The organism is Streptomyces solincola (genome assembly GCF_002982015.1).
Lineage (GTDB): Bacteria > Actinomycetota > Actinomycetes > Streptomycetales > Streptomycetaceae > Streptomyces > Streptomyces solincola.
Map to the genome: position 1 here is coordinate 1 of NZ_PVLV01000089.1, position 21043 is coordinate 21043.

The following is a 21043-nucleotide window of genomic DNA, read 5'->3' on the forward strand; positions in this document are numbered from 1 at the left end:
GGCCGGGGCGGGCGGGGGCGCTGTCAGTGGCGGAGCTTAGAGTTGCCTCACCTTACTTTTCGACCCTTTCACGGAGGGTCGCCCCTACCCGCGGAGGACCGGATGCCAGACGGAGCACCGGCCGCCGGACCGACCGGGAGCAGTGTGCTCCGCGAGGCGATCCGGGGCCAGCGCCGCCGAATCGCCTCGGCGTCGGTCCTCGGCATGGCCCACCAGGGCTGCGAGGCCTTGGTGCCGGTGGTCATCGGCGCCGTCATCGACCAGGCGGTGTCCACCGGCTCGGCCGGGGCGCTGCTGCGCTGGCTGCTGGTGCTCGCCGTGCTCTTCCTGGTGCTGTCCACCTGCTACCGGACCGCCGCCCGGATCACCGACGGTTCGGCCGAGCACGCCGCGCACCGGCTGCGGCTCACCCTGGGCGCCAAGGTGCTGGACCCGCGCGGCGGGGCCGACCGGGGGCGGCTGCCCGGGGCGCTGACCGCCGTCGCCACCGGCGACGCCACCCGGGTCGGCGCGGTCGCCGCCGCGGTGACGTACGCGCTGTCCGCGCTGGCCGGACTGGTCGTCAGCGCGGTCGCGCTGCTGCGGGTGTCGGTGCCGCTGGGCCTGCTGGTGCTGCTCGGCGTCCCGCCGCTGCTGTGGGCGGGGCATCTGATCAGCCGGCCGCTGGAGCGGCGCAGCGAGGTCGAGCAGGAGCGGGCCGCGCACGCCTCGGGCGTCGCCGCCGACCTCGTCGCGGGGCTGCGGGTGCTCAAGGGCATGGGCGCGGAGGCCGCCGCGGTCTCCCGGTACCGCCGCACCAGCCGGGACTCGCTGGCCGCGGCGCTGCGCGCGGCCCGCAGCAGGGCCTGGCACGACGGGGCGATCCTCGCCCTGACCGGCTTGTTCATTGCGCTGATCGCCCTGGTCGGCGCGCACCTGGCGATGCGCGGCTCGATCACCGTCGGGCAGCTCGTGGCGGCCGTCGGCCTCGCCCAGTACCTGCTGGGCCCCTTCCAGCTCCTCACCTACGTCAACGGCGAGTTCGCGCAGGGCCGCGCCTCGGCGGACCGGATCGCCGCGGTGCTCGCCTCGCCGCCCGCGGTCGCCGCGGGCACGGCCGCGCTGCCGAGCCCGTTGGCCGGCGGGCTCCGGCTGCGCGGCGTCACCCACGGGGCGCTGCGCGGGCTGGACCTGGACGTGGCCCCCGGCACGCTGGTCGGCGTGGTCGCGGCCGACCCGGCGGCCGCCGCCGACCTGTTGCGCTGCCTGGGCCGCGAGACCGACCCGGAGGCCGGGGCGGTCGAGCTGGACGGGGTGGCGCTGACCGCGCTGGATCCGGACGAGGCCCGCCGGGCGATCCTGGTCGCGCACCATGACGCGGACCTGTTCGAGGGCAGCCTGCTGGACAACGTCCGGGCCGCCGCGGCGGACGGCGCGGACACCGGTCCGGCGCTGGCCGCCTCGGCCGCGGACGACGTGGCGGGCGCGCTGCCGCACGGCGTGGACACCGTGCTGGCCGAGCGCGGCCGTTCGCTCTCCGGCGGGCAGCGTCAGCGCGTCGCGCTGGCCCGGGCGCTGGCCGCCGACCCCCCGGTGCTGGTGCTGCACGACCCGACCACCGCCGTGGACACGGTCACCGAGTCGCGGATCGCCGCGGGGCTGCGGCGGCTGCGGCCCGGCCGCACCACTGTGCTGGTCACCACCAGCCCGGCGCTGCTCGCCGAGACCGACCGGGTGGTGGTGCTGGACGGCGGCACGGCCGGCGCCGACGGCCGCCACCGGGAGCTGCTCGCCGCGGACGCCGCCTACCGCTCGGTGGTGTTGGCATGAAGAAGCACGAAGACGGCGGCGGCGGCGAGCGGAACGACGAGGGACGGAAGATGAGCGGATCGGGCGGCGCGGACCGCGAACTGCTGCCCACGGCGACCGGGGCGCAGACCCTCGCCGCGCTCGGCGTGCTGCTGCGCGGCCACAGGCTGCCGGCGGTCTCGGCGCTCACGGTGCTGGTGCTGGGCACCGGGATCGGTCTGCTGACCGCGCCGCTGCTCGGCTGGATCGTGGACCTGGTCGTCGCCCGGCGCGGCGCGCAGGCGCTGCTGCTGCCGATGGGCCTGCTGCTCGCGGTGGCGGTGGCGCGCGGCGTGGCCACCGCGGCGGGCGGCTCCCTGGTGGCCCGGCTCGGCGAGACGGTCCTGGCCGACCTGCGCGAGCGGTTCGTCGCCCGGGCGCTGCGGCTGCCGCTGGAGCGCGTCGAGCAGGCCGGGTCGGGCGACCTCACCTCGCGGGTGACCAACGACGTGTCGGTCATCGCCAAGGGCGTGCGCCAGGCGCTGCCGGAGTTCGCCGGCGCGCTGCTCACCATCGTGCTGACGCTGGCCGGACTGGCCGTGCTGGACTGGCGCTTCCTCGTCGCGGTGCTGCTGGCCGTCCCCGTCCACGTCCTCTCCGTACGCTGGTACATCCCGCGCGCCGCCTCGGTGTACGCCGCGCACCGGGTGGCCGCCGGCGCCCTCCAGCACCAGTTGATCGACAGCGTCGGCGGGGTGCGCACGGTCCGCGCGTTCCGGCTGGCCGGCAGCCACGCCACGCTGCTGGAGCGGCGCTCGGAGGAGGCCGTGGGCCTGGCCCTGCGCGGCATCCGCCTGGTGTCCGGCTTCTTCTCCCGGCTGAACGCCGCGGAGTTCATCGGCCTGACGGCGGTGCTGGCCACCGGGTACTGGCTGGTCGGCGACGGTTCGGCGAGCATCGGCACGGCCACCGCGGCCGCCTTGTACTTCCACAGCCTCTTCAACCCGGTCAACGCCGCGCTGTTCCTCATCGACGAGGCCCAGTCCGCCGGCGCGAGCCTGGCCCGCCTGGTCGGCGTCTGCGACCTGCCGGCCGAGCGGGAGCCCGAGGAGCGGGCCGTGCCGGTGGACGGCTCGGTCAAGGCGCACGGGCTGAGCCACGCGTACGTCGCCGGGCACCCGGTGCTGCGCGAGGTGGACCTGTCGGTGGGCAGCGGGGAGCGGGTGGCCCTGGTCGGCGCGAGCGGCGCCGGCAAGACGACGCTCGCCAAGCTGGTGGCCGGGGTGCACGAACCGTCCGGGGGCGCGATCGTGCTGGGCGGTGTGGACACCCGGGAGCTGGGCCCGGCCGGGGTGCGCCGGGCGGTGACGCTGGTCAGCCAGGAGGTGCACGTCTTCGCCGGGCCGCTCTGCGAGGACCTGCGGCTGGCCCGGCCGGACGCCGGTGACGAGGAGCTGCGCGCGGCGCTGGCGAAGGTCGGCGCCCTGGACTGGGCGCTGGCGCTGCCGGAGGGACTGGACACGGTCGTCGGCGAGGGCGGCCACCGGCTGACGGTGGCCCAGGCCCAGCATCTGGCACTGGCCCGGCTGGTGCTCGCCGACCCGGCGATAGCGATCCTGGACGAGGCCACCGCCGACGCCGGCAGCGCGGGGGCGCGCGTCCTGGAGGCGGCGGCGCTGCGGGCCCTGGAGGGGCGCACCGGCCTGATGGTGGCGCACCGGCTGCCGCAGGCCGCCACCGCCGACCGGATCGTCGTCCTGGACGAGGGCCGGGTCGCCGAGACCGGCGCGCACGGCGAACTGGTCGCCGCCGGCGGGCGGTACGCCGCCCTGTGGGCCGCCTGGTCCGCCGGCCGGCCGGAGACGCCGGAGCCGGAGGGGCGCGGTCCCGAGGACCCGGCCCCGTAGCTCCGGGTACGGCGACGGCGCCGCCCCCGGTGGGGGCTCTCCCCCGCCGCGGGCGGCGCCGTTCCCGTTGCGCCGCCGGTGACCGCCTGGTCAGTCCTGCCGGGCGGCCAGGCTCGCCGGGCGCAGGTCGGTCCAGTGGGTCTCCACGTAACCGAGGCAGGCGTCCCGGGTGTCCTCGCCGAAGACGGTGCGCCAGCCCGCCGGCACCTCGGCGAACGACGGCCACACGGAGTGCTGGTTCTCGTCGTTGACCAGCACCAGGAAGCGGCCCTGGGGATCGTCGAACGGGTTGGTGGTCATGCCTTCTCACTCCTGTGGGTGGTGGACAGCTCGGAGAGCGGCAGCGCGGGGTCGGCCACCGCCCGGCGCAGCAGCCGCTGGAACTCCTCGGCCAGTCGGCGGGCCTTGGCCGGGCCGAGCAGGTCGGTGGCGTGGATCAGCTCGCAGTGCACGGGGCCGTCGCCGCGCGGCTCGTAGAAGCTGAGGGTCAGCTCGGCCTGGGCCGATCCGGTGGGCACCGCATGGAAGGAGCCGAGGCCGCCTTCCAGGGTGGCGAGGTCGGCCTGCTCGTGGTGGATCACCATGACCTGCGGGCCGTCGGCGGGCAGGTCGGTGGCGCGGACGACCGCTTCGAACGGCACGTCCTGGTGGTCCAGGGCGCTGAGCGTGGTCTCCCGCACCCGGCCGAGCAGTTCGGCGAAGGCGGGGTCGCCGCCGGTGTCGGTGCGCAGCACCACCGTGTTGAACAGGCAGCCGACCAGGTCGGCGAGGCGTTCGTCGCCGCGGCCGGCGACCATGGTGCCGATCGGCAGGTCGCTGCCCGCGCCGTGCGCGGTGAGCAGTGTCGACAGGGCGGCGTGCAGCACCATGAACATGCTGGTGCCGGTGGCGCGGGCGAGCCGGTCCACGTCCGCGTGCAGCCGCTCGTCCAGGACGAAGGAGACGTGGTCGCCGCCCGGTCCGCGGACCGCCGGGGCGAGGGGCCGGGGCCGGTCGGCGGGCAGGTGCAGCAACGGCGGGACGCCGGCCAGGTTCCGCTGCCACCAGGCGAGTTGCCGGGCGCCGGGGCCCGCCGGGTCGGCGAGGTCGCCGACGGTCTCCCGGGCCCAGGCCGCGTAGTCGGCGTAGGCGACGGGCAGCGGCGCCCAGTCCGGCGACCGGCCCTGGCTCCGGGCCGTGTAGGCGTCGCCGAGGTCGCGGAACAGCGGCACCACCGACCACTCGTCCACGGCGAGGTAGTGGGCGGTCAGCAGCAGTGCCTGGTCTCCGGACGGGCCGGTGAGCAGGGTGGCCCGCAGCGGGGCCTCCTCGGTCAGGTCCGGGTGGAGTGCGGCGAGCTCGGCGATCCGCGCGTCGAGGTCGGCGCATTCCTCGAAGGCCAGGGCGGGGCGGGCGGCGGGGTGCCGGAGCAGCACGCCGTCCTCGTCGGTGAAGCGGGTGCGCAGCGGCTCGTGGCGGCCGACCACGTCGTCCAGCGCGGCGGCCAAGGCGGCCGGGTCGAGGGCGCCGGGCGAGCGGAGCACCAGCCCGTGGTCGAAGCCGGAACCGCCCTGATCGTCCCAGCGCCGGTGCGCCGACCACTGCCGGAGCTGCACGGGGGCGGGTGCGGCCGGCCGGCCGGCGGCGGGGGCCGGGGCGCCCGCACGCAGGACGGGCCGGCCGGCGCCCGCCGCGGCGGCGTCGACCTTGGCGGCCAGGCCGGCCACGGTGAGGGCGTCGAAGACGTCCCGGATGCCGAGTTCGACCCCGCACTCGGTGCGGATGCGGCCGAGCAGGCGCATGGAGGCCATGGAGTGGCCGCCGAGGGAGAAGAAGTCGTCGTGCGCGCCGACCTCGTCGAGCTGGAGGATCTCGGCGAACAGGGCGGCCAGCTTCTCCTGGGTGGCGCCCTCGGGCCGGGCCGCGCCGGTCATAGCGGTCCAGTCGGGTGCGGGCAGCGCGCGCTGGTCGAGCTTGCCGTTGGGGGTCAGCGGCAGCGGGCCGTCCAGGGGGACGACGAGCGCGGGCACCATGTACTCGGGCAGCAGCCCGGCCAGGTGGGCGCGCACCTCGCGCGGGTCGATCGGCCGGTCGCCGTCGGGCACGGCGTAGCCGACGAGGCGGACGATGTCGGCGGCCCGGTCGGCGACGACGGTGGCCTGGCCGATGGCCGGGTGCGCGGTGAGCGCGGCCTCGATCTCGCCCAGTTCGATGCGGAAGCCGCGGACCTTGACCTGGGTGTCGACCCGGCCGAGGAAGTCGAGGTTTCCGTCGCGCCGCCAGCGGGCCCGGTCGCCGGTGCGGTACATCCGGCTGCCCGGCGCGCCGAACGGGTCGGCGACGAACCGTTCGGCGGTCAGCGCGTGCCGGCCGAGGTAGCCGCGGGCCAGGCCGCGCCCGGCGATGTACAGCTCGCCGACGACGCCGGGCGGCACGGGCTGGAGCCGGTCGTCGAGCACGTAGGCGAGGGTGTTGGGGTCGGGGACGCCGATCGGCACGCGCGCGCCGGGGCGCGGGGCGGCGTCCCGGGAGCGCCAGAGGGTGGAGTTGACGGTGGCCTCGGTCAGTCCGTAGGCGCAGATCAGGTCGGCGTGGTCGCCGAAGCGCTCGAAGAGGTCCGGCGGGACGGTCTCGGTGCCGACCAGGACGGTGGAGCCCTCGGGCAGCGTGCAGCCGGCGGGCAGCGCGGAGACCAGCGAGGGGGGCAGGATCATGTGGGTGATCCGGTGTTCGGCGAGGAAGTCGGTGAGCGCCGGTCCGGCGACCCGGGCCTCGTCGGTGATCAGCACCAGCGTGCCGCCGTGGCACACCGCCATGACCAGCTCGAAGACGAAGACGTCGAAGCCGATGGAGGCGAACTGAAGCACGGTGCTGCCGGGCGCCAGGCCCATCCGGTCGACGGCGGTGGCGACGAGGCTGGCGATGCCGTCGTGCGGGACGACGACGCCCTTGGGGCGGCCGGTGGAGCCGGAGGTGTAGATGACGTACGCGGCCTGGTCGAGGGTGACGGGCCCGGCGGGCGGCGCGGTGTCCGGCTGCCGCTCCAGTTCGGCGGCTGTGCCGGCCTCGTCGAGGAGCAGCAGCGGCGTACCGGTGCCGGGGATCTTTCCCGCGACGGTCTCGGCGCCGACGACCAGCGCGGCCCCGGAGTCCGCGATCATGTAGGCGAGCCGGTCGGCGGGGTGGACCAGGTCCAGCGGCAGGAAGGCCGCGCCGAGCTTCAGCACGGCGAGCACGGTGGCGATCATGTCGGTGGAGCGGGGCACGGCCACGCCGACCACGCTCTCGGCGCGCACCCCGCGGGCGGCCAGCAGGTGGGCGATGCGGTTGGCGCGGGCGTCGAGGGCGGCGTAGCCGGTGGCGGCGGCGCGGTCGACGACGGCGGCGGCGTCGGGCCGCTCGGCGACGTGCCGGGCGAACAGGGCGGTCAGCGGCAGCTCGTCCACCGGGCGCGGTGTGCCGTTGAACCGGTCGAGCACCAGCCGGCGTTCGTCGCCGACCAGCAGTGGGGCGGCGGACACCGGTCGGCCGGGTTCGGCGGCGAGGGCGGCGGTCAGCGCGGTCAGCCGGGCCCCGATCAGCTCGGCGGTCTCCCGGTCGAACAGCTCGTCGGCGAACTCCAGTCGGCAGGCCAGTGAGTCGCCGTCGGAGCCGGTCTGCTCGGTGAAGCTGAACACCAGGTCGAACTTGGCGGAGCGGACGCGGAAGGGCACGGGCTCGACGGCCAGGTCCGCGAGGCGCAGGGTGTCGTCGGTGCGGGCGTGGTAGCCGACCATCACCTGGAACAGCGGGTTGCGGGCCAGTGAGCGGGTCGGGTTGAGCTTCTCCACGACCGCCTCGAAGGGCACGTCGGCGTGCGAGAAGGCGGCCAGGTCGGTGGCGCGGACCCGGGCGAGGAGTGCGTCGAAGGAGGGGTCGCCGGTCAGGTCGGTGCGCAGCACCAGGGTGTTGACGAAGAAGCCGACGAGGTCGTCCAGGGCCTGGTCGCCGCGGCCGGCGATGGGCGAGCCGAGGGGGATGTCGGCGCCCGCGCCGAGCCGGTGCAGCAGGGTGGCGACGGCCGCCTGCACCACCATGAACATGCTGACGCCGTGCTCGCGGGCCAGGGCGCGCAGGTCGGCGTGGACCGCCGGGTCGAAGACGAGGTCCAGCTCTCCGCCGGTGAAGGCGGGGCGGGCCGGCCGGGGCCGGTCGGCGGGCAGCTCCAGCTCCTCGGGTGCGCCGTCCAGGGCACTGTGCCAGTAGGCCAGTTGGCGCGCGGCCAGGCTGCTCCGGTCGGCCGGGTCGCCGAGCAGGGCGTGCTGCCAGAGCGCGTAGTCGGCGTACTGCACGGGCAGCGGCTGCCAGGCGGGGGCGCGGCCGGAGCGGCGGGCGGCGTACGCCTCGGCCAGGTCGCGCAGGAAGGGCCGGTCGGACCACTCGTCGGTGGTGATGTGGTGCAGCAGGATCACCACCACGTGGTCCTCGGGCGTCACCTGGAACACGGTGACCCGCAGCGGCAGTTCGCCGGAGAGGTCGAAGGGCCGGGCCACGGCGGCGTCCACCAGGGCCGCGATGCGCTCCTCGGTGGCGGGCCGGTGCTCCACCGGCGGGCGGGCCTGGGCGGAGCCGGCCGGCAGCACCCGCTGGAGCACCTGCCCGTCGACCTCGGTGAACAGGGTGCGCAGCGCCTCGTGCCGGTCGGTGACATCGCTCAGCGCGGCCTGCCAGGCGTCCGTGTCGAGCGGTCCGCGCACCCGCATGACCAGCGGGAAGTTGTACGCGGCGGACGTGCCCTCCATCTGCTGGATGACCCACAGCCGCTGCTGGGCGTGGGAGAGCGGCAGGTGTGCGGGGCGTTCGGCGGCGACCAGCGCGGGGCGGTCGCCGGGGTGTGCTCCGGCGGTGGCGCGCTGGGCGAGTTCGGCGACGGTGGGCGCCTCGAACAGGTCGCGGATGGCCAGTTCCGCGTGGAGCGCGGTGCGGGCGCGGGCGATCAGCCGGGTGGCGAGCAGGGAGTGCCCGCCGAGGTCGAAGAAGTGGCTGCCGGCCCCGACGGAGTCCGCGGGCAGGCCGAGGATCTCGGCGAACAGCGCGGCGAGGGTCTCCTCCTGCGGGGTCGCCGGGGCGCGGCCGGCGCTGCCGCCGGTGAAGTCGGGTGCGGGCAGGGCCCGTACGTCGAGCTTGCCGTTGACGGTGAGCGGCAGGGTGTCCACGGCGACCAGGGCGGCCGGGACCATGTAGTCGGGCAGCGCCGCCCTGAGGTGCCCGCGCAGGTCGTCGAGCAGCTCCTCACCTCGTACGGCGGCGGCCTCCGGCACGACGTAGCCGACCAGCTTCTTTCCGGCGGCGTGCTCGCCGACGACGACGGCGGCGTGCGCCACCGCGGGGTGGGCGGCGAGCGCGGTGGCGACCTCGGCCGGCTCCACCCGGTAGCCGCGGATCTTGACCTGGTCGTCGGTGCGGCCCAGGAAGTCGATGAGCCCGTCCGGGCGTTGGCGGACGAGGTCGCCGGTGCGGTACATCCGGCCGCCGGGCGCGCCGAAGGGGTCGGCGACGAACCGTTCGGCGGTCAGTGCGGGGCGGTCGTGGTAGCCGCGGGCCAGGCCCGCGCCGGCGATGTACAGCTCGCCGGGGCAGCCGGGCGGGACCGGGCGCAGCATGGTGTCCAGGACGTAGCCGCGGGTGGCGCGGATGGGGCGGCCGACGGTGGGGGTGGCGCTGTCGGCGGTGGAGCCGCCGAGGGTGTTGATCGTGTACTCGGTGGGGCCGTAGAGGTTGTAGCCGTAGGTGTCCTCGGTGCCGGCGAGCCGGCTCCACACGGTGTCGGAGACGGCCTCGCCGCCGAGCAGCACGAGGGCGGGTCGGTGCCGGCCGGTGCTCTCGTCGTGGTCGAGCAGGCCCTCCTCGATGAGCAGCTGGGCATAGGTGGGGGTGACGTTGACGACGTCGATGCGGTGGGCGTCGCAGTAGGCGACCAGCGCTTCGGCGTCCCGGCGCAGCTCCTCGTCGCAGACGTGCACCTCATGGCCCTCGACCAGCCAGAGCAGTTCCTCCCAGGACATGTCGAAGGCGAAGGATACGGTGTGCGCGATGCGCAGCCGGCGGCCGCCGGCCGAGGCGATGGCCGGGTCGAAGACCTCCGTCTGGTGGTTGAGCTGCATGTTGGTCAGGCCCCGGTAGGGGGTGACGACGCCCTTGGGCTTCCCGGTGGAGCCGGAGGTGTAGATGACGTACGCCGGGTGCTCCAGCCGGCCGGGCACGCCGGGCGCGAAGGCGGGCCGTTCGCCGTCGGTGATCTCCCCGCCGGGCAGGAAGGCGAGTTCGCCGGCCACGTCCGGGTCGTCGAGCGCGATCTCGGGGGCGAGCGCTCCGGAGGGGCCGCGAAGGGCGGGGGCGACCGCGGTGGTGGTGAGCAGGCAGAGCGGCCCGCTGTCCGCGATCATCATCCGCAGCCGGTCGGCCGGGTGGTCCAGGTCCAGCGGGAGGTAGGCGGCGCCGGTGCGCAGCACCGCGAACAGCGCGGTGACCGTCTCGATGGAGCGGGGCAGGGCGAGGGCCACGGTGCGCTCGGGGCCGGCCCCGGCGGCCAGCAGCAGCCGGGCCAGCCGGTTGATGCGGGCGTCGAGTTCGGCGTAGGTCAGGGCGGTGTCGCCGAAGACCAGCGCGACGGCGCCGGGGGTGCGGGCGGCCTGTGCGGCGAGCAGGTCGGCGACCGTCTCGTCCGGCACGGGCGCCTCGCTCGCCGCCCAGGCGTCGCTGAGCGCGGCCCGCTCGCCGGGCAGCAGCAGGTCCAGGGCGCCGACCGGGGCGGTGAGGTCGGCGAGCAACCGCTCGACCAGGGCCCGGTAGCGCTCCAGGGTGGCGGCGGCCTGCCCGTCGTCGACCAGGTCGGGGCGGTACTCCAGCTTGACCTGGACCTTCTCGGCCGGGTTGACGATGAGGGTCATCGGGTAGTGGGTGGCGTCCACACTGCCGACGCCGCTGATGCCGTGCCGGTCGGCGAGGTCGCGGAAGGCGCCCTCGTCGGCGAAGTTCTGCAATACGTACAGGGTGTCGAAGAGCACGGGGTGCCCGCCGGCCCGCTGGAGTTCGGCCAGGCCCAGGTACTCGTGGTCCATCAGCGCGGTGCGCTCGGCCTGCACCCGGCGCAGCAGGTCGCCGACCGGCTCGGCCGGGCGCAGGGTGATCCGCTGGGGCACGGTGTTGAGGAACATGCCGATGGCGGTGTCGACGCCGGGCACCTCGGCGGGGCGGCCGGCGACGGTCGCGCCGAAGACGACGTCGTCGCGGCCGACGGCGGCGGACAGCACCAGCGCCCAGGCGGTGGACAGCACCGCGTTGACGGTGAGGCCGTGGGCGCGGGCGCCTTCGCGCAGCCTGTCGCTGAGGGCCGTGCCGAGGTCCAGGGTGCGGCGGCGCGGGATGACCGGGTCGCCGCCGCGGCGGCCGGCGACGAGGGTCGGCTCGTCGAGTCCGGCGAGCACGGTGCGCCAGGCGGCTCGGGCGGCGTCGGCGTCCTGCCGGGCGAGCCAGGCCAGGTAGTCGCGGTAGCTGCCGGGGGCGGCGGGCAGGGCGGCGGCGTCCCCGCCGGCCGCGTACAGGGCGAGCAGTTCGCCCAGGAAGAGGGACTGCGACCAGCCGTCCCAGGCCACCAGGTGGTGGCTGAGCATCAACCGGTCGGTGTGCTCGGTGAGCCGGATGAGGTGGAGCCGGAACAGCGGGGGCCGGTCCAGGTCGAAGCGGCGCAGCCGGTCGGCGTCGGCGATCTCGGTGAGGCGGGCCGCGCGCCGCCGCGGGTCGAGTCCGGTGAGGTCGGTCTCGGTGAGCGGGACGGGCACTGCGTCGGCCGGGCCGGCGAACTGCACGGGGGCGGGCAGCCCGTCGGAGGTGATGCCGGTGCGCAGGGCGGGGTGGCGGGCGAGCAGGGCGGCGCAGGCTGCGCGCAGCCTCTCGGCGTCGAGCCGCCGGTCGAAGTCGAAGCAGTCCTGGGCGGTGTAGACGTCCAGGCCGTCGGCGTCGTAGCCGGCGTGGAAGTGGATGCCCTCCTGGAGCGGGGAGAGCGGCCAGATGTCGGCGACCGGCACCGGGCTGACCTCGCGGACCCGGTCGATCTCGGCCTGGGTGAGGGTGACCAGCGGCAGGTCGGAGGGGGTCAGGGCGGGGGCGGCGCCCCCGGTCGCCGTGTGGGCGATCAGCTCGCGCAGCGCCTCGGTCCAGGCCAGCGCCAGGGCGCGCACGTCGCCCTCGGCGAGGGCGTGGCCGGCCGGCCGGCTCCAGGTGGCGCGCAGTTCGGGGCCGGCCGGGGTGTCGGCGGTCACCGCGTTGAGCTGGAGCGGGTAGGGCATGGCGAGGCCGGCGTCCGGCGCGAGGGACAGCGCGTCGGATTCGGCGGCGGGCGCCCAGTCGGCGTGCTGGTCGGCGGGGAGCCGGCCGAAGTAGTTGACGAGGACCTGAGCGGTGGCCAGCCGGGCGAACACGGGGGCGAGCTGCGGGTTGAGGTAGCGCAGCATGCCGTAGCCAGCGCCGGAGTCCGGCGCGGAGCGGACGGCCTCCTTGACGGCCTTGAGGCTCTCCAGCGGGCCGTCCGCGGCGGGCAGCCGCACGGGGTGCAGGGCGGTGAACCATCCGACGGTGCGGGAGAGGTCCAGGTCGGCGCCGTCGCGGCCGTGCCGTTCGAGGTCCACCAGCAGGTCGGCGGCCGGGTCGCCGCCGCGGTCGGCCCGCCAGCGGGAGGCGGCCAGCCGCAGGGCGGTGAGCAGCACCTCGGTGACGTCGGCGCCGGCCGCGGCGGGGACGGCGGTCAGCAGGGCACGGGTCTCCTCGGTGGTCAGGGTGACGGTGTGGTCGCGGCACTGCCCGGCGGTGCCGGTGCGGTCCGCGCCGGGCGCCAGCTCGGCGCCGGGGGCCAGCACCCGCGCCCAGTAGGGGAGTTCGGCCTGCCGCTGGGGGGAGGTGGCCTGTTCGGCGGCCTGCCGGGCGAAGCGGCGCAGCGAGACGGGGACGGGGGCGAGCTCGGGGCGGCGGCCCTGGGCGACGGCGTCCCAGGCGGCGGCGAGGTCGCCGAGCAGCACCCGCCAGGAGACGCCGTCGACGACCAGGTGGTGCACGGCCAGCAGGAGCCGGCCGCTGCGGCCGGGGCCTGCGTCGAAGAAGACGGCCTGGAGCATGGTTCCGGCGTCGGGGTCGAGGCGGTCGGCGGCGGCGTCCGACTCGCGGGCGATCAGGGTCCGCAGCGCGGCCTCGTCCAGTCCGGCGGCGTCCACCCGGTGCAGCAGGGCGGCGGCGTCCACGCTGCCGGTCGGGGTGATGGTCGCGGACCACAGGGCCGGGACGGCCGGGCCGAGGTCCATCCGGGTGAGCCGCTGGCGCAGCCCGTCGTGGTGGTCGAGCACGGCCTGGAGGACCTGGGCGAGGGCGCCGGTCTCGACGTTCGCGGGCGTGCGGAGCAGCATCGACAGGTTGAACCGGCCGATGGGTCCGCCGTCCTCGCGGAGCTGGTGGACGATCGGCAGCAGGGTGAGGTCGCCGACGCCGTCGGTGTCGGCGGCCTGCGCGGCCGGCGCGTCGGCGTCGCCCAGGGCGGCGGCCAGCGCGGCCGGGGTGCGGTGCTCGAAGACCTGCCGGGGGCTGACCGCGAGGCCGGCCTTGCGGGCCCGGGCGGCGACGGTCATGGACAGGATGCTGTCGCCGCCGAGCATGAAGAAGTCCTCGTCGGGGTCGACCGCGTCCAGTCCCAGCACGTCGGCGAAGACGGCGCACAGCGTCCGCGCGCGGCTCTCGCCCGAGGTGCGGGCGGCCCGGCGGCGGACGGCCGGGGCGGGCAGCGCCGTCAGGTCGGTCTTGCCGCCGGGGGTGCGGGGCAGCGCGTCGAGGGCGACGACATGGCTGGGCACCAGCGGCGCGGGCAGCGAGCCGGCGAGCGCGGTGCGCACCGCCTCGGTGTCGAAGGCGTCGGCGGCGCCGGCGGCCGGCACGAGGTAGGCCACCAGGTGCCGGCCGCCGCGCTCGTCGGCACGGGCGACGACCACCGCCTCGCCGACGGACGGCTCGTCCCGCAGCCGGGCTTCGACTTCACCCGGTTCCACTCGGTTTCCCCTGATCTTGACCTGGTGGTCGGTGCGCCCGAGGTAGGTGAGCACACCGTCACCGCTGAACCGGACCATGTCCCCGGTGCGGTACATCCGCCCGCCGGGTGCGCCGAAGGGGTCGGCGGTGAAGCGTTCCGCGGTGAGCGCGGCGCGCCCGTGGTAGCCGCGGGCGAGCTGGTCGCCCGCGATGTACAGCTCGCCCGGCTCACCCGGGGCCACCGGACGCAGGTACGGGTCGAGGACGTGCAGGCGGGTGTTCCACACCGGGCGGCCGATCGGCACGCTCGCCGCGGCCGGCTCGGCCTCGGCGTCCGCCGGCCAGCTCGTGACCTGGATGACGGCCTCGGTGGGCCCGTACACGTTGTGCAGCGGGACGCCGGTGCGCTCGCGCCAGCGCCGGGCGAGCGGCACGGGCAGCGCCTCGCCGCCGCTGAAGGCGCGGCGCAGATGCGCCCACCAGGGCGCGCCGGGCACGTCCTCGGCGAGCAGCGCGGTGTACAGCGAGGGCACCAGGTCGATGTTGGTGACCCGCTCGTCGCGGATCAGCGCGGCGAGGTAGGCCGGGTCGCGGTGGCCGTCCGGCCGGGCGACGACCACGGTGCCGCCGGTGAGCAGCGGGACGAAGACCTCCTGGAGGGCCGGGTCGAAGCCGGCGGCGTACTGGTGCAGCACCCGCTCCCCCGGTCCGAAGCCGAACTCCGCCGCGGTCCAGAGCAGTTGTCCGACGAGGGCGCGGTGGGAGACCACCACGCCCTTGGGCAGCCCGGTCGAACCGGAGGTGTACATGAGGTACGCGGCGCTGTCCGGGTGCACGGCCGGGAGCACGCCGGCCGGGGGCGCGGCCGCCGCCTCGGGGCCGTCGAGCAGGACGGTGGCGACGCCGTCGAGGGCGGGCAGCGCGGCGAGGGCGGCGTCGGTGGTGACGAGGGTGCGGGCGGCCGAGTCGGCCAGCAGATGGCGTATCCGGTCCGCCGGGTGGTCCACGTCGACCGGCAGGAAGGCGGCGCCGGCCTTGAGCACGGCGAGCAGGGCGACCAGCGAGCCGGTGGACCGGGGCACGGCGACGGCCACCACCGACTCGGCGGCGGCCCCGAGGGCGGCCAGCCGCCGGGCCAGTCCCTCGGCTCGGGCGTCGAGTTCGGCGTACGTGGTGCGGCCGTCCTCGGCGATGACGGCCAGGGCGTCCGGGGTGCGCCGGGCCTGCTCGGCGAAGGCCGCGTGCAGGGTCGCTCCGGGCAGCGGGCGGACGGGGCCGGTGAGCGCGGCGGGGGCGGCGCCGCCCCGGAGGGCGAGGCGGCCGACCGGGCGGTGCGGGTCGGCGGTGAACTGCTCCAGCAGGGTGCGCAGCCGGTCGGCGAAGCGGGCGGCGGCGGGGGCGTCCAGCCGGGCCGGGTCGTGGTCCACCTGGAGGCGGAGCGCGGAACCGGGCAGCACGGTGAGGGCCAGCGGGTAGTGCACGGCGTCCCGGGTCCCGGTGGACAGGACGCGGATCAGACCTTGCGGGTCGGTGGGTTCGCCGGCCTCGGGGAGGTTCTCCACCACCACCAGCGCGTCGAACAGTTCGCCGCGCCCGGCCGTGCGCTGGATGTCCGCCAGCCCCAGGTGCTGGTGGTCCAGCAGCTCGCTCTGCCCCTCCTGGAAGCGGGCCAGCAGCTCGGCCAGCGGCTGCTCGGGGCGCAGGCCGAGCCGGGCCGGCACGGTGTTGATCAGCAGCCCGACCAGGGTGGCGACGCCCTCCACCGGCGCCTGGCGGCCGGCCACGGTGGTGCCGATGACCAGGTCCCGGACGCCCAGCACGTCGCCGAGCGCCAGACCGAACACGCCCTGGACGACGGTGGCCGGGGTCAGGCCCAGTTCCCGGGCGCGGGCGGTGAGCGCCGAGGTGGCGCCGGCGGGCAGCTCCACGGTGATCCGGGCGGTGCCGCCCTCGTCGGCCGCGCCGGCGCGCACCGGCAGGGTGGGCGCGGCGTCGAGCCCGGCCAGCGCCTCGCGCCAGGCGGCACGGGCCCCTTCGCGGTCGCGGGCGGCCAGCCAGCCCGCGTACGCCCGGTAGGCGAGGTCCGGCGCGGGGCGCTGCTCGGCGGTGGCCCCGGGCCGGTAGCCGTCCAGCAGCTCCCGCAGGAGCAGGGAGACCGACCAGCCGTCGACCACGATGTGGTGCATGGTCAGCAGCAGCAGCGAGCGGTCCGGGCCGAGCCGGACCAGGGCGGCGCGCAGCAGCGGCGGGACGCCCAGGTCGAAGCCGCGGGCGCGTTCGGCGGCGGCGGTCTCCCGGACGGCGGCGGCCTGGCGCTCTGCGGTCCGGCCGGTGAGGTCGGTGAAGGTCCAGGGCAGGGCGGTGGCGGCGGCGATGACCTGCACGACGGGGCCGTCCGGGTGCTGGCGGAAGGCGGCGCGCAGCAGCGGGTGGCGGTCCAGCAGGCGCTGGACGGAGGTCCGCAGGGCCTCGGGGTCGACGTCGCCGCCGAGTTCGACGGTGCTCTGCACGGCGTACCCGCCGGAGCCGTCGCCATCCTCGCCGGCCATGGCCGCGTGGAAGAAGAACCCTTCCTGCAAGGGTGTCGCGGGCACCACGTCGAGCAGTTCGCCGAGGCCCTCGGCGCACACGGCCCGGTCCTCGGCGGTCAGCGGCACCAGCGAGAACGGCCGGGGCAGCGGCGCGGCGGCGGCCGGCGCGGCCGGGGCGTCGTCGGCGGCGCGGGCCAGGGCGGCGACGGTGCGCAGCCGGAACACCTCCCGGGGGGTGAGAGCGATGCCGGCCGCGCGGGCCCGGGTGACGAGCTGGATGGCGACGATGCTGTCGCCGCCCAGCTCGAAGAAGCTGTCGTGGACGCCGACCGAGGGCAGGCCGAGGAGGTCGGCGACGAGCGCGGCCAGGGCGGCCTCGGTGGCGGTGGCGGGGGCCGCCGCGCCGGCCAGCTCCGTCCACCGCGGCTCGGGCAGGGCGCGGGCGTCGAGCTTGCCGTTGGGGGTGAGCGGCAGCGCCCCGGCCATGCGGACCACGGCGGAGGGCACCAGATAGTCGGGCAGGCGCTGGGCGATCTCGGCGCGGGCCGCGGTGACGGCGGCCTCCGCCCCCGCCTCGTCCAGGAGTGCGTCGGCCACCAGGTAGGCGACCAGCCGCTTGGCGGACCGCTGGTCCTCGCGGACCAGCACGGCGGCCTGGGCGATGCCGGGACAGGCCATCAGGGCGCTCTCCACCTCGCCCGGCTCGATGCGGTGGCCGCGGATCTTGATCTGGCCGTCGGCGCGGCCCAGGAAGTCCAGGTCGCCGGCCGGCGTCCAGCGGACCCGGTCGCCGGTGCGGTACATCCGGGAGCCGGGCGCGCCGAACGGGTCGGCGACGAACCGTTCGGCGGTGAGCGCGGCGCGGCCCAGGTAGCCGCGGGCGAGGCCGCGCCCGGCGACGTACAGCTCCCCCTCGGCGCCGACCGGCACCGGCCGCAGCGCCGAGTCCAGGACGTAGGCGCGGGTGTTGGGGTCGGGCTCGCCGATCGGGACGGGGCCCTGCCAGTCCGGGCGGGCCTGCCAGAGGGTGGAGTTGACGCTGGCCTCGGTCAGTCCGTAGGCGACGACGATCCGCAGCCGGTGGGACCAGCGGGCGATCAGCTCGCCGGGCACCGCCTCGGTGCCGACGACCAGCACCGCCCCCTCGGGCAGCTCGCACTCCCGGGGCAGCGCGGCGACCAGTGACGGCGGCAGGATCATGTGGGTGGCGCGGTGGCGGGCGATGTAGTCGGTGAGGGCGGGGCCGGCGACCCGGCGCTCGGCGGGCACCACGATGATCCGGCCGCCGACGCACAGGGACATCACCAGGTCCCACACGGTGACGTCGAAGCCGACGGAGGCGAACTGCACGACCCGGCTGTCCGGGCCGATGCCGATGCGCTCGGTGGCGGTGGCGATCAGGCTGCCGATGCCGTCGTGCGGGACGACCACGCCCTTGGGGCGGCCGGTGGAGCCGGAGGTGTAGATGACGTACGCGGCCCGGTCCAGCGGGATGTCCCGCCCGAGCGGGGCCGGGTCCTGCGCGGCGAGCGCGGCGGCGGTGGCCGGCTCGTCGAGCCGCAGCAGGCCGGCGCCGGGGACCTCGGGCAGCCCCTCGGCCTCCTCGCCGGCGGTGATGACGGTGCGGGCCCCGGCGTCCTGGAGCATGTACGCGAGGCGGTCCGCCGGGTGGTCGGCGTCCAGCGGCAGGTAGGCCGCGCCCGCCTTCATCACCGCGAGCAGCGCGACGACCAGCTCGGGCGAGCGCGGCAGGGCGACGCCCACCACGTCCTCAGCGCCGACCCCGCGGGCGGCGAGCAGCCGGGCCAGCCGGTTGGCGGCGGCGTCCAGCTCCGCGTAGGTCAGTTCGCGGTCCTCGCAGACCAGGGCGGTCGCCCCGGGGGCGCGCCGGACCTGTGCCTCGAAGGCGTCCGGCCAGGACAGTTCGGGCGAGTCGCTCGGGGAGGCGCCGAAGTCCTCCAGCAGCCGGGCGCGTTCGTCGGCGGTGGTCACGTCGAGCCGGCCGACCGGTCGCCCGGGGTCCTCGGCGAGGGCGTCCAGCAGCACGCGGAACCGCTCCTGGTGGGCGACGAGTTCGCCTTCCGTGCACTGGTCGGCGTCCGCGTCGAACAGCACCCGCACCGCACCCCGTACGGACTCCCCCACGCTCACCGCCAGGTCGCTGACCGCGCCGAGCCACTGGGGGCGCAGGTCGGAGGCATGCTCGCCGAAGCGCAGCCAGTCGGTGCCGGGCAGGACGTTGACGGTGGGGCCGACGAGTTCGGCGACCCCTTCGGCCAGGCCCAGGTCCTTGGCGAGGTCCTCGGCGCGGTAGCGGCTGTGGGCGACGGCCTCGCCGATTCGCTCGGCGGTGTGCGCGAGGAGTTCGGCGACGGTCATGCCGGGGCGCACGGCCAGCCGCAGCGGCACCACGTTGGACACCATGCCGGGCAGGCCGGCGACCGCGCGGTCCCGGCGGGTGGTGACGGGCAGGCCGAGCACCAGGTCCTGCTCGCCGGTGGTGCGGTGCGTGTAGGCGGCCACCGCGCCGACCAGCAGCGCGGACATCCGCACCCCGCAGGCCCGGGCGGCGGCGGCGAGCCGCGCGGTGGAGTCGGCGGAGACCTCGGTGGTACGCCGGTAGCGGCGGGTGATCAGCCGCCGGCCGGGCTCCACCAGGCGGGCCGGCCGCACCCCGCCGGCCATCCGCTCGTGCCAGTAGGCCCGGTCCTCGGCGTACGCGGCGGAGGCGCGGTAGTCCCGCTCGGAGGCGGCGAGCGGGGCCGGGTCCCAGTCCACCGGGGCGGCGGGGCGCCCGCCGGTGTAGAGCTCGCCGGCCCGGCGGGTGAGCAGCCCGATGCTGACGCCGTCGATCACCAGGTGGTGGTAGGTCTGGTACCAGAGCACCCGGTCGTCGGCGAGCCGGATCAGCACGTGCGAGAACAGCGGCCCGCTCGCGAGGTCGAGCGGGCGCACCCGGTGGGCGCCCATCCACTCCCAGGCGGCGTCCTCCGGGTCGGCGTGCCCGCGCAGGTCGATGACGGGGACGTCGGCCGGGAAGCGGCGGGGCAGTTGGCGCGCGCCGCCGTCCTCGGCGGCCTCGAAGACGACGTGCAGGCAGTCCGCCTCGGCGACCACCTGGCGTACGGCGGCGGCCAGGCGGTCGGGGTCGACGTCCCCGCGCAGTTCCAGGGTGAAGGAGACGTTGAAGGCCGTGCTGTCCGGCTCGATCCGCTGGGCAAGCCAGATGCCGGCCTGCCCGCCGGTCAGCGGCGTGGCGGCGGCGGTTCTCCGGTTCGGCGTGGCGTTGAACATCGTGCGGATGGCCTTTCCCTGGTCCCGCCTGGCACGGGAGCGCGTCGAGGAGGCGTGCGGCCGCCGCGTCCCCCGGGGGGCTTCGGCGCGGAGGCGACGCACGTCTCTCCCGCCGGCGCGGTCGTGCCGCCTGGCGGGAGAGGAGGTGGCGAGTCAGTCGGCGGTCAGCCGGGGGTCACGATCCCGTCGGCGACCCGCCGGGCGGCGTCCGCGGCGGGCGCGGGGTGGCGGGCCAGCACGGAGTCCAGGATCTCGCCGACCCGGATCGCGGTGTTGGACAGCAGCGAGGAGGTGATGCCGTGGGTGTGCTCGGTGCCGCCCTGGAGGTAGATGCCGCAGGCCAGGGCGGGGTCGGTGGCGATCCGGTAGTCGCGCTCCACGCTGACCCGGCCGTCCTCGTCGCGGCGGCAGTAGCCGGCCACGTCGCCGAGGACGCCGAGGGCGTCGGCGGGCCGGTAGCCGGTGGCGTAGACGACGACGTCGGCGTCCAGCGGGGTCTTCTCACCGGAGACCAGCGACTCGACCGTCACACGGACCCGGTCGGCGGTCTCCACCACGTCGTCCAGGCGGGAGACGTTGAGGAAGCGCAGCCGCTCGGCGCCCAGGACCTTCTCGCGGTACGCCTCGGCGTACAGGTCGTCGATCAGGTCGATGTCGACCACGGAGTAGTTGGTGTTGCCGTGGTAGTCCATCAGCCGGTTCTTCACCTCGCCGGGCGCGGTGAAGTATTCGTCCACAGCCGCCGGGTCGAAGATCCGGTTGGCGAACTTGGAGTCGTCGGCGGGGCTGTAGCCGTAGCGCGCGAACACCGCGCACACCTCGGCCTGGGGGAAGCGCTTGTGCAGGTAGGCGACGTTCTCCGCGGCGCTCTGGCCGGCCCCCACCACGATGAACCGCGACGGATCCGTGCCCTCCAGCTCGTCCACCCGCTTCAGCAGGTCGGAGTTGTGCCAGATCCGCTCGGTGCGCTCCACGCCCTCGGGCATGTGGGGGCGCAGGCCGGTGCCGATGACGAGGTTGCGGGCCCGGTGGGTGACCAGCCCGGAGGCGGAGCGGGCGGTGACGTCGACGTACTCGATCACGCCGTCCTGGATGACGGGCCGCACGGAGACGACCTGGTGCCCGTAGGAGACCATGTCGTCGACCTTGGCGGCGGCCCACTCGAAGTAGTCGTGGAACTCCACCCGCAGCGGGAAGAGGTTCTTGTGGTTGACGAAGTCGATCAGCCGTCCGCGGCTCTGCAGGTAGCACAGGAAGCTGTACTCGCTGGCCGGGTTGCGCAGCGTCACCAGGTCCTTGAGGAAGGAGACCTGCATGGTGGCGTCGTCGATGAGCATGCCGCGGTGCCAGCCGAAGCGGGGCTGCTGCTCGAAGAAGTGGGCGGTGACCGCCTGGTGTCTGCCGACTTTCGCGTTGTGCTCGGTGAGCGCTATCGCCATCGCGACGTTGGACGGCCCGAAGCCGATGCCGACGAGGTCGTGGATCACCGGGGCGTCACCGGGAAGAGCCTGCGACATG

Annotated in this window: 5 protein-coding genes; 2 read left to right on the forward strand and 3 right to left on the reverse strand. The window is 76.1% G+C overall.

Features of this window, described 5'->3' with window-relative positions:
* Positions 1-102 precede the first annotated feature (102 nt).
* Both C6N75_RS06705 and C6N75_RS06710 read left to right on the forward strand, forming a co-directional pair.
* Positions 103-1809: an ABC transporter ATP-binding protein gene (locus tag C6N75_RS06705; RefSeq protein WP_219852850.1), complete on the forward strand. Its 1707-nt coding sequence runs from the start codon at positions 103-105 to the stop codon at positions 1807-1809.
* A gap of 50 nt (positions 1810-1859) precedes the next feature.
* Positions 1860-3674: an ABC transporter ATP-binding protein gene (locus C6N75_RS06710; protein WP_105867932.1), complete on the forward strand. Its 1815-nt coding sequence runs from the start codon at positions 1860-1862 to the stop codon at positions 3672-3674.
* Positions 3675-3764: 90 nt separating this feature from the next.
* On the opposite strand, the gene C6N75_RS06715 is transcribed toward C6N75_RS06710, so the two are convergent.
* The 3 genes from C6N75_RS06715 to C6N75_RS06725 all read right to left on the reverse strand — a co-directional run bounded on the left by C6N75_RS06715 (position 3765) and on the right by C6N75_RS06725 (position 21042).
* Positions 3765-3974, reverse strand: coding sequence for an MbtH family protein (locus tag C6N75_RS06715; protein WP_105867921.1), 210 nt, complete (start codon positions 3972-3974; stop codon positions 3765-3767).
* Positions 3971-19525, reverse strand: a complete 15555-nt coding sequence (locus C6N75_RS06720; RefSeq protein ID WP_105867922.1) for a non-ribosomal peptide synthetase — start codon at positions 19523-19525, stop codon at positions 3971-3973. The genes C6N75_RS06715 and C6N75_RS06720 overlap by 4 nt, the downstream gene beginning before the upstream one ends.
* Before the next feature lie 164 nt (positions 19526-19689).
* Complete coding sequence (locus tag C6N75_RS06725) at positions 19690-21042, reverse strand: lysine N(6)-hydroxylase/L-ornithine N(5)-oxygenase family protein (protein ID WP_105867923.1); 1353 nt, start codon at positions 21040-21042, stop codon at positions 19690-19692.
* Between the last annotated feature and the right edge of the window lies 1 nt (position 21043).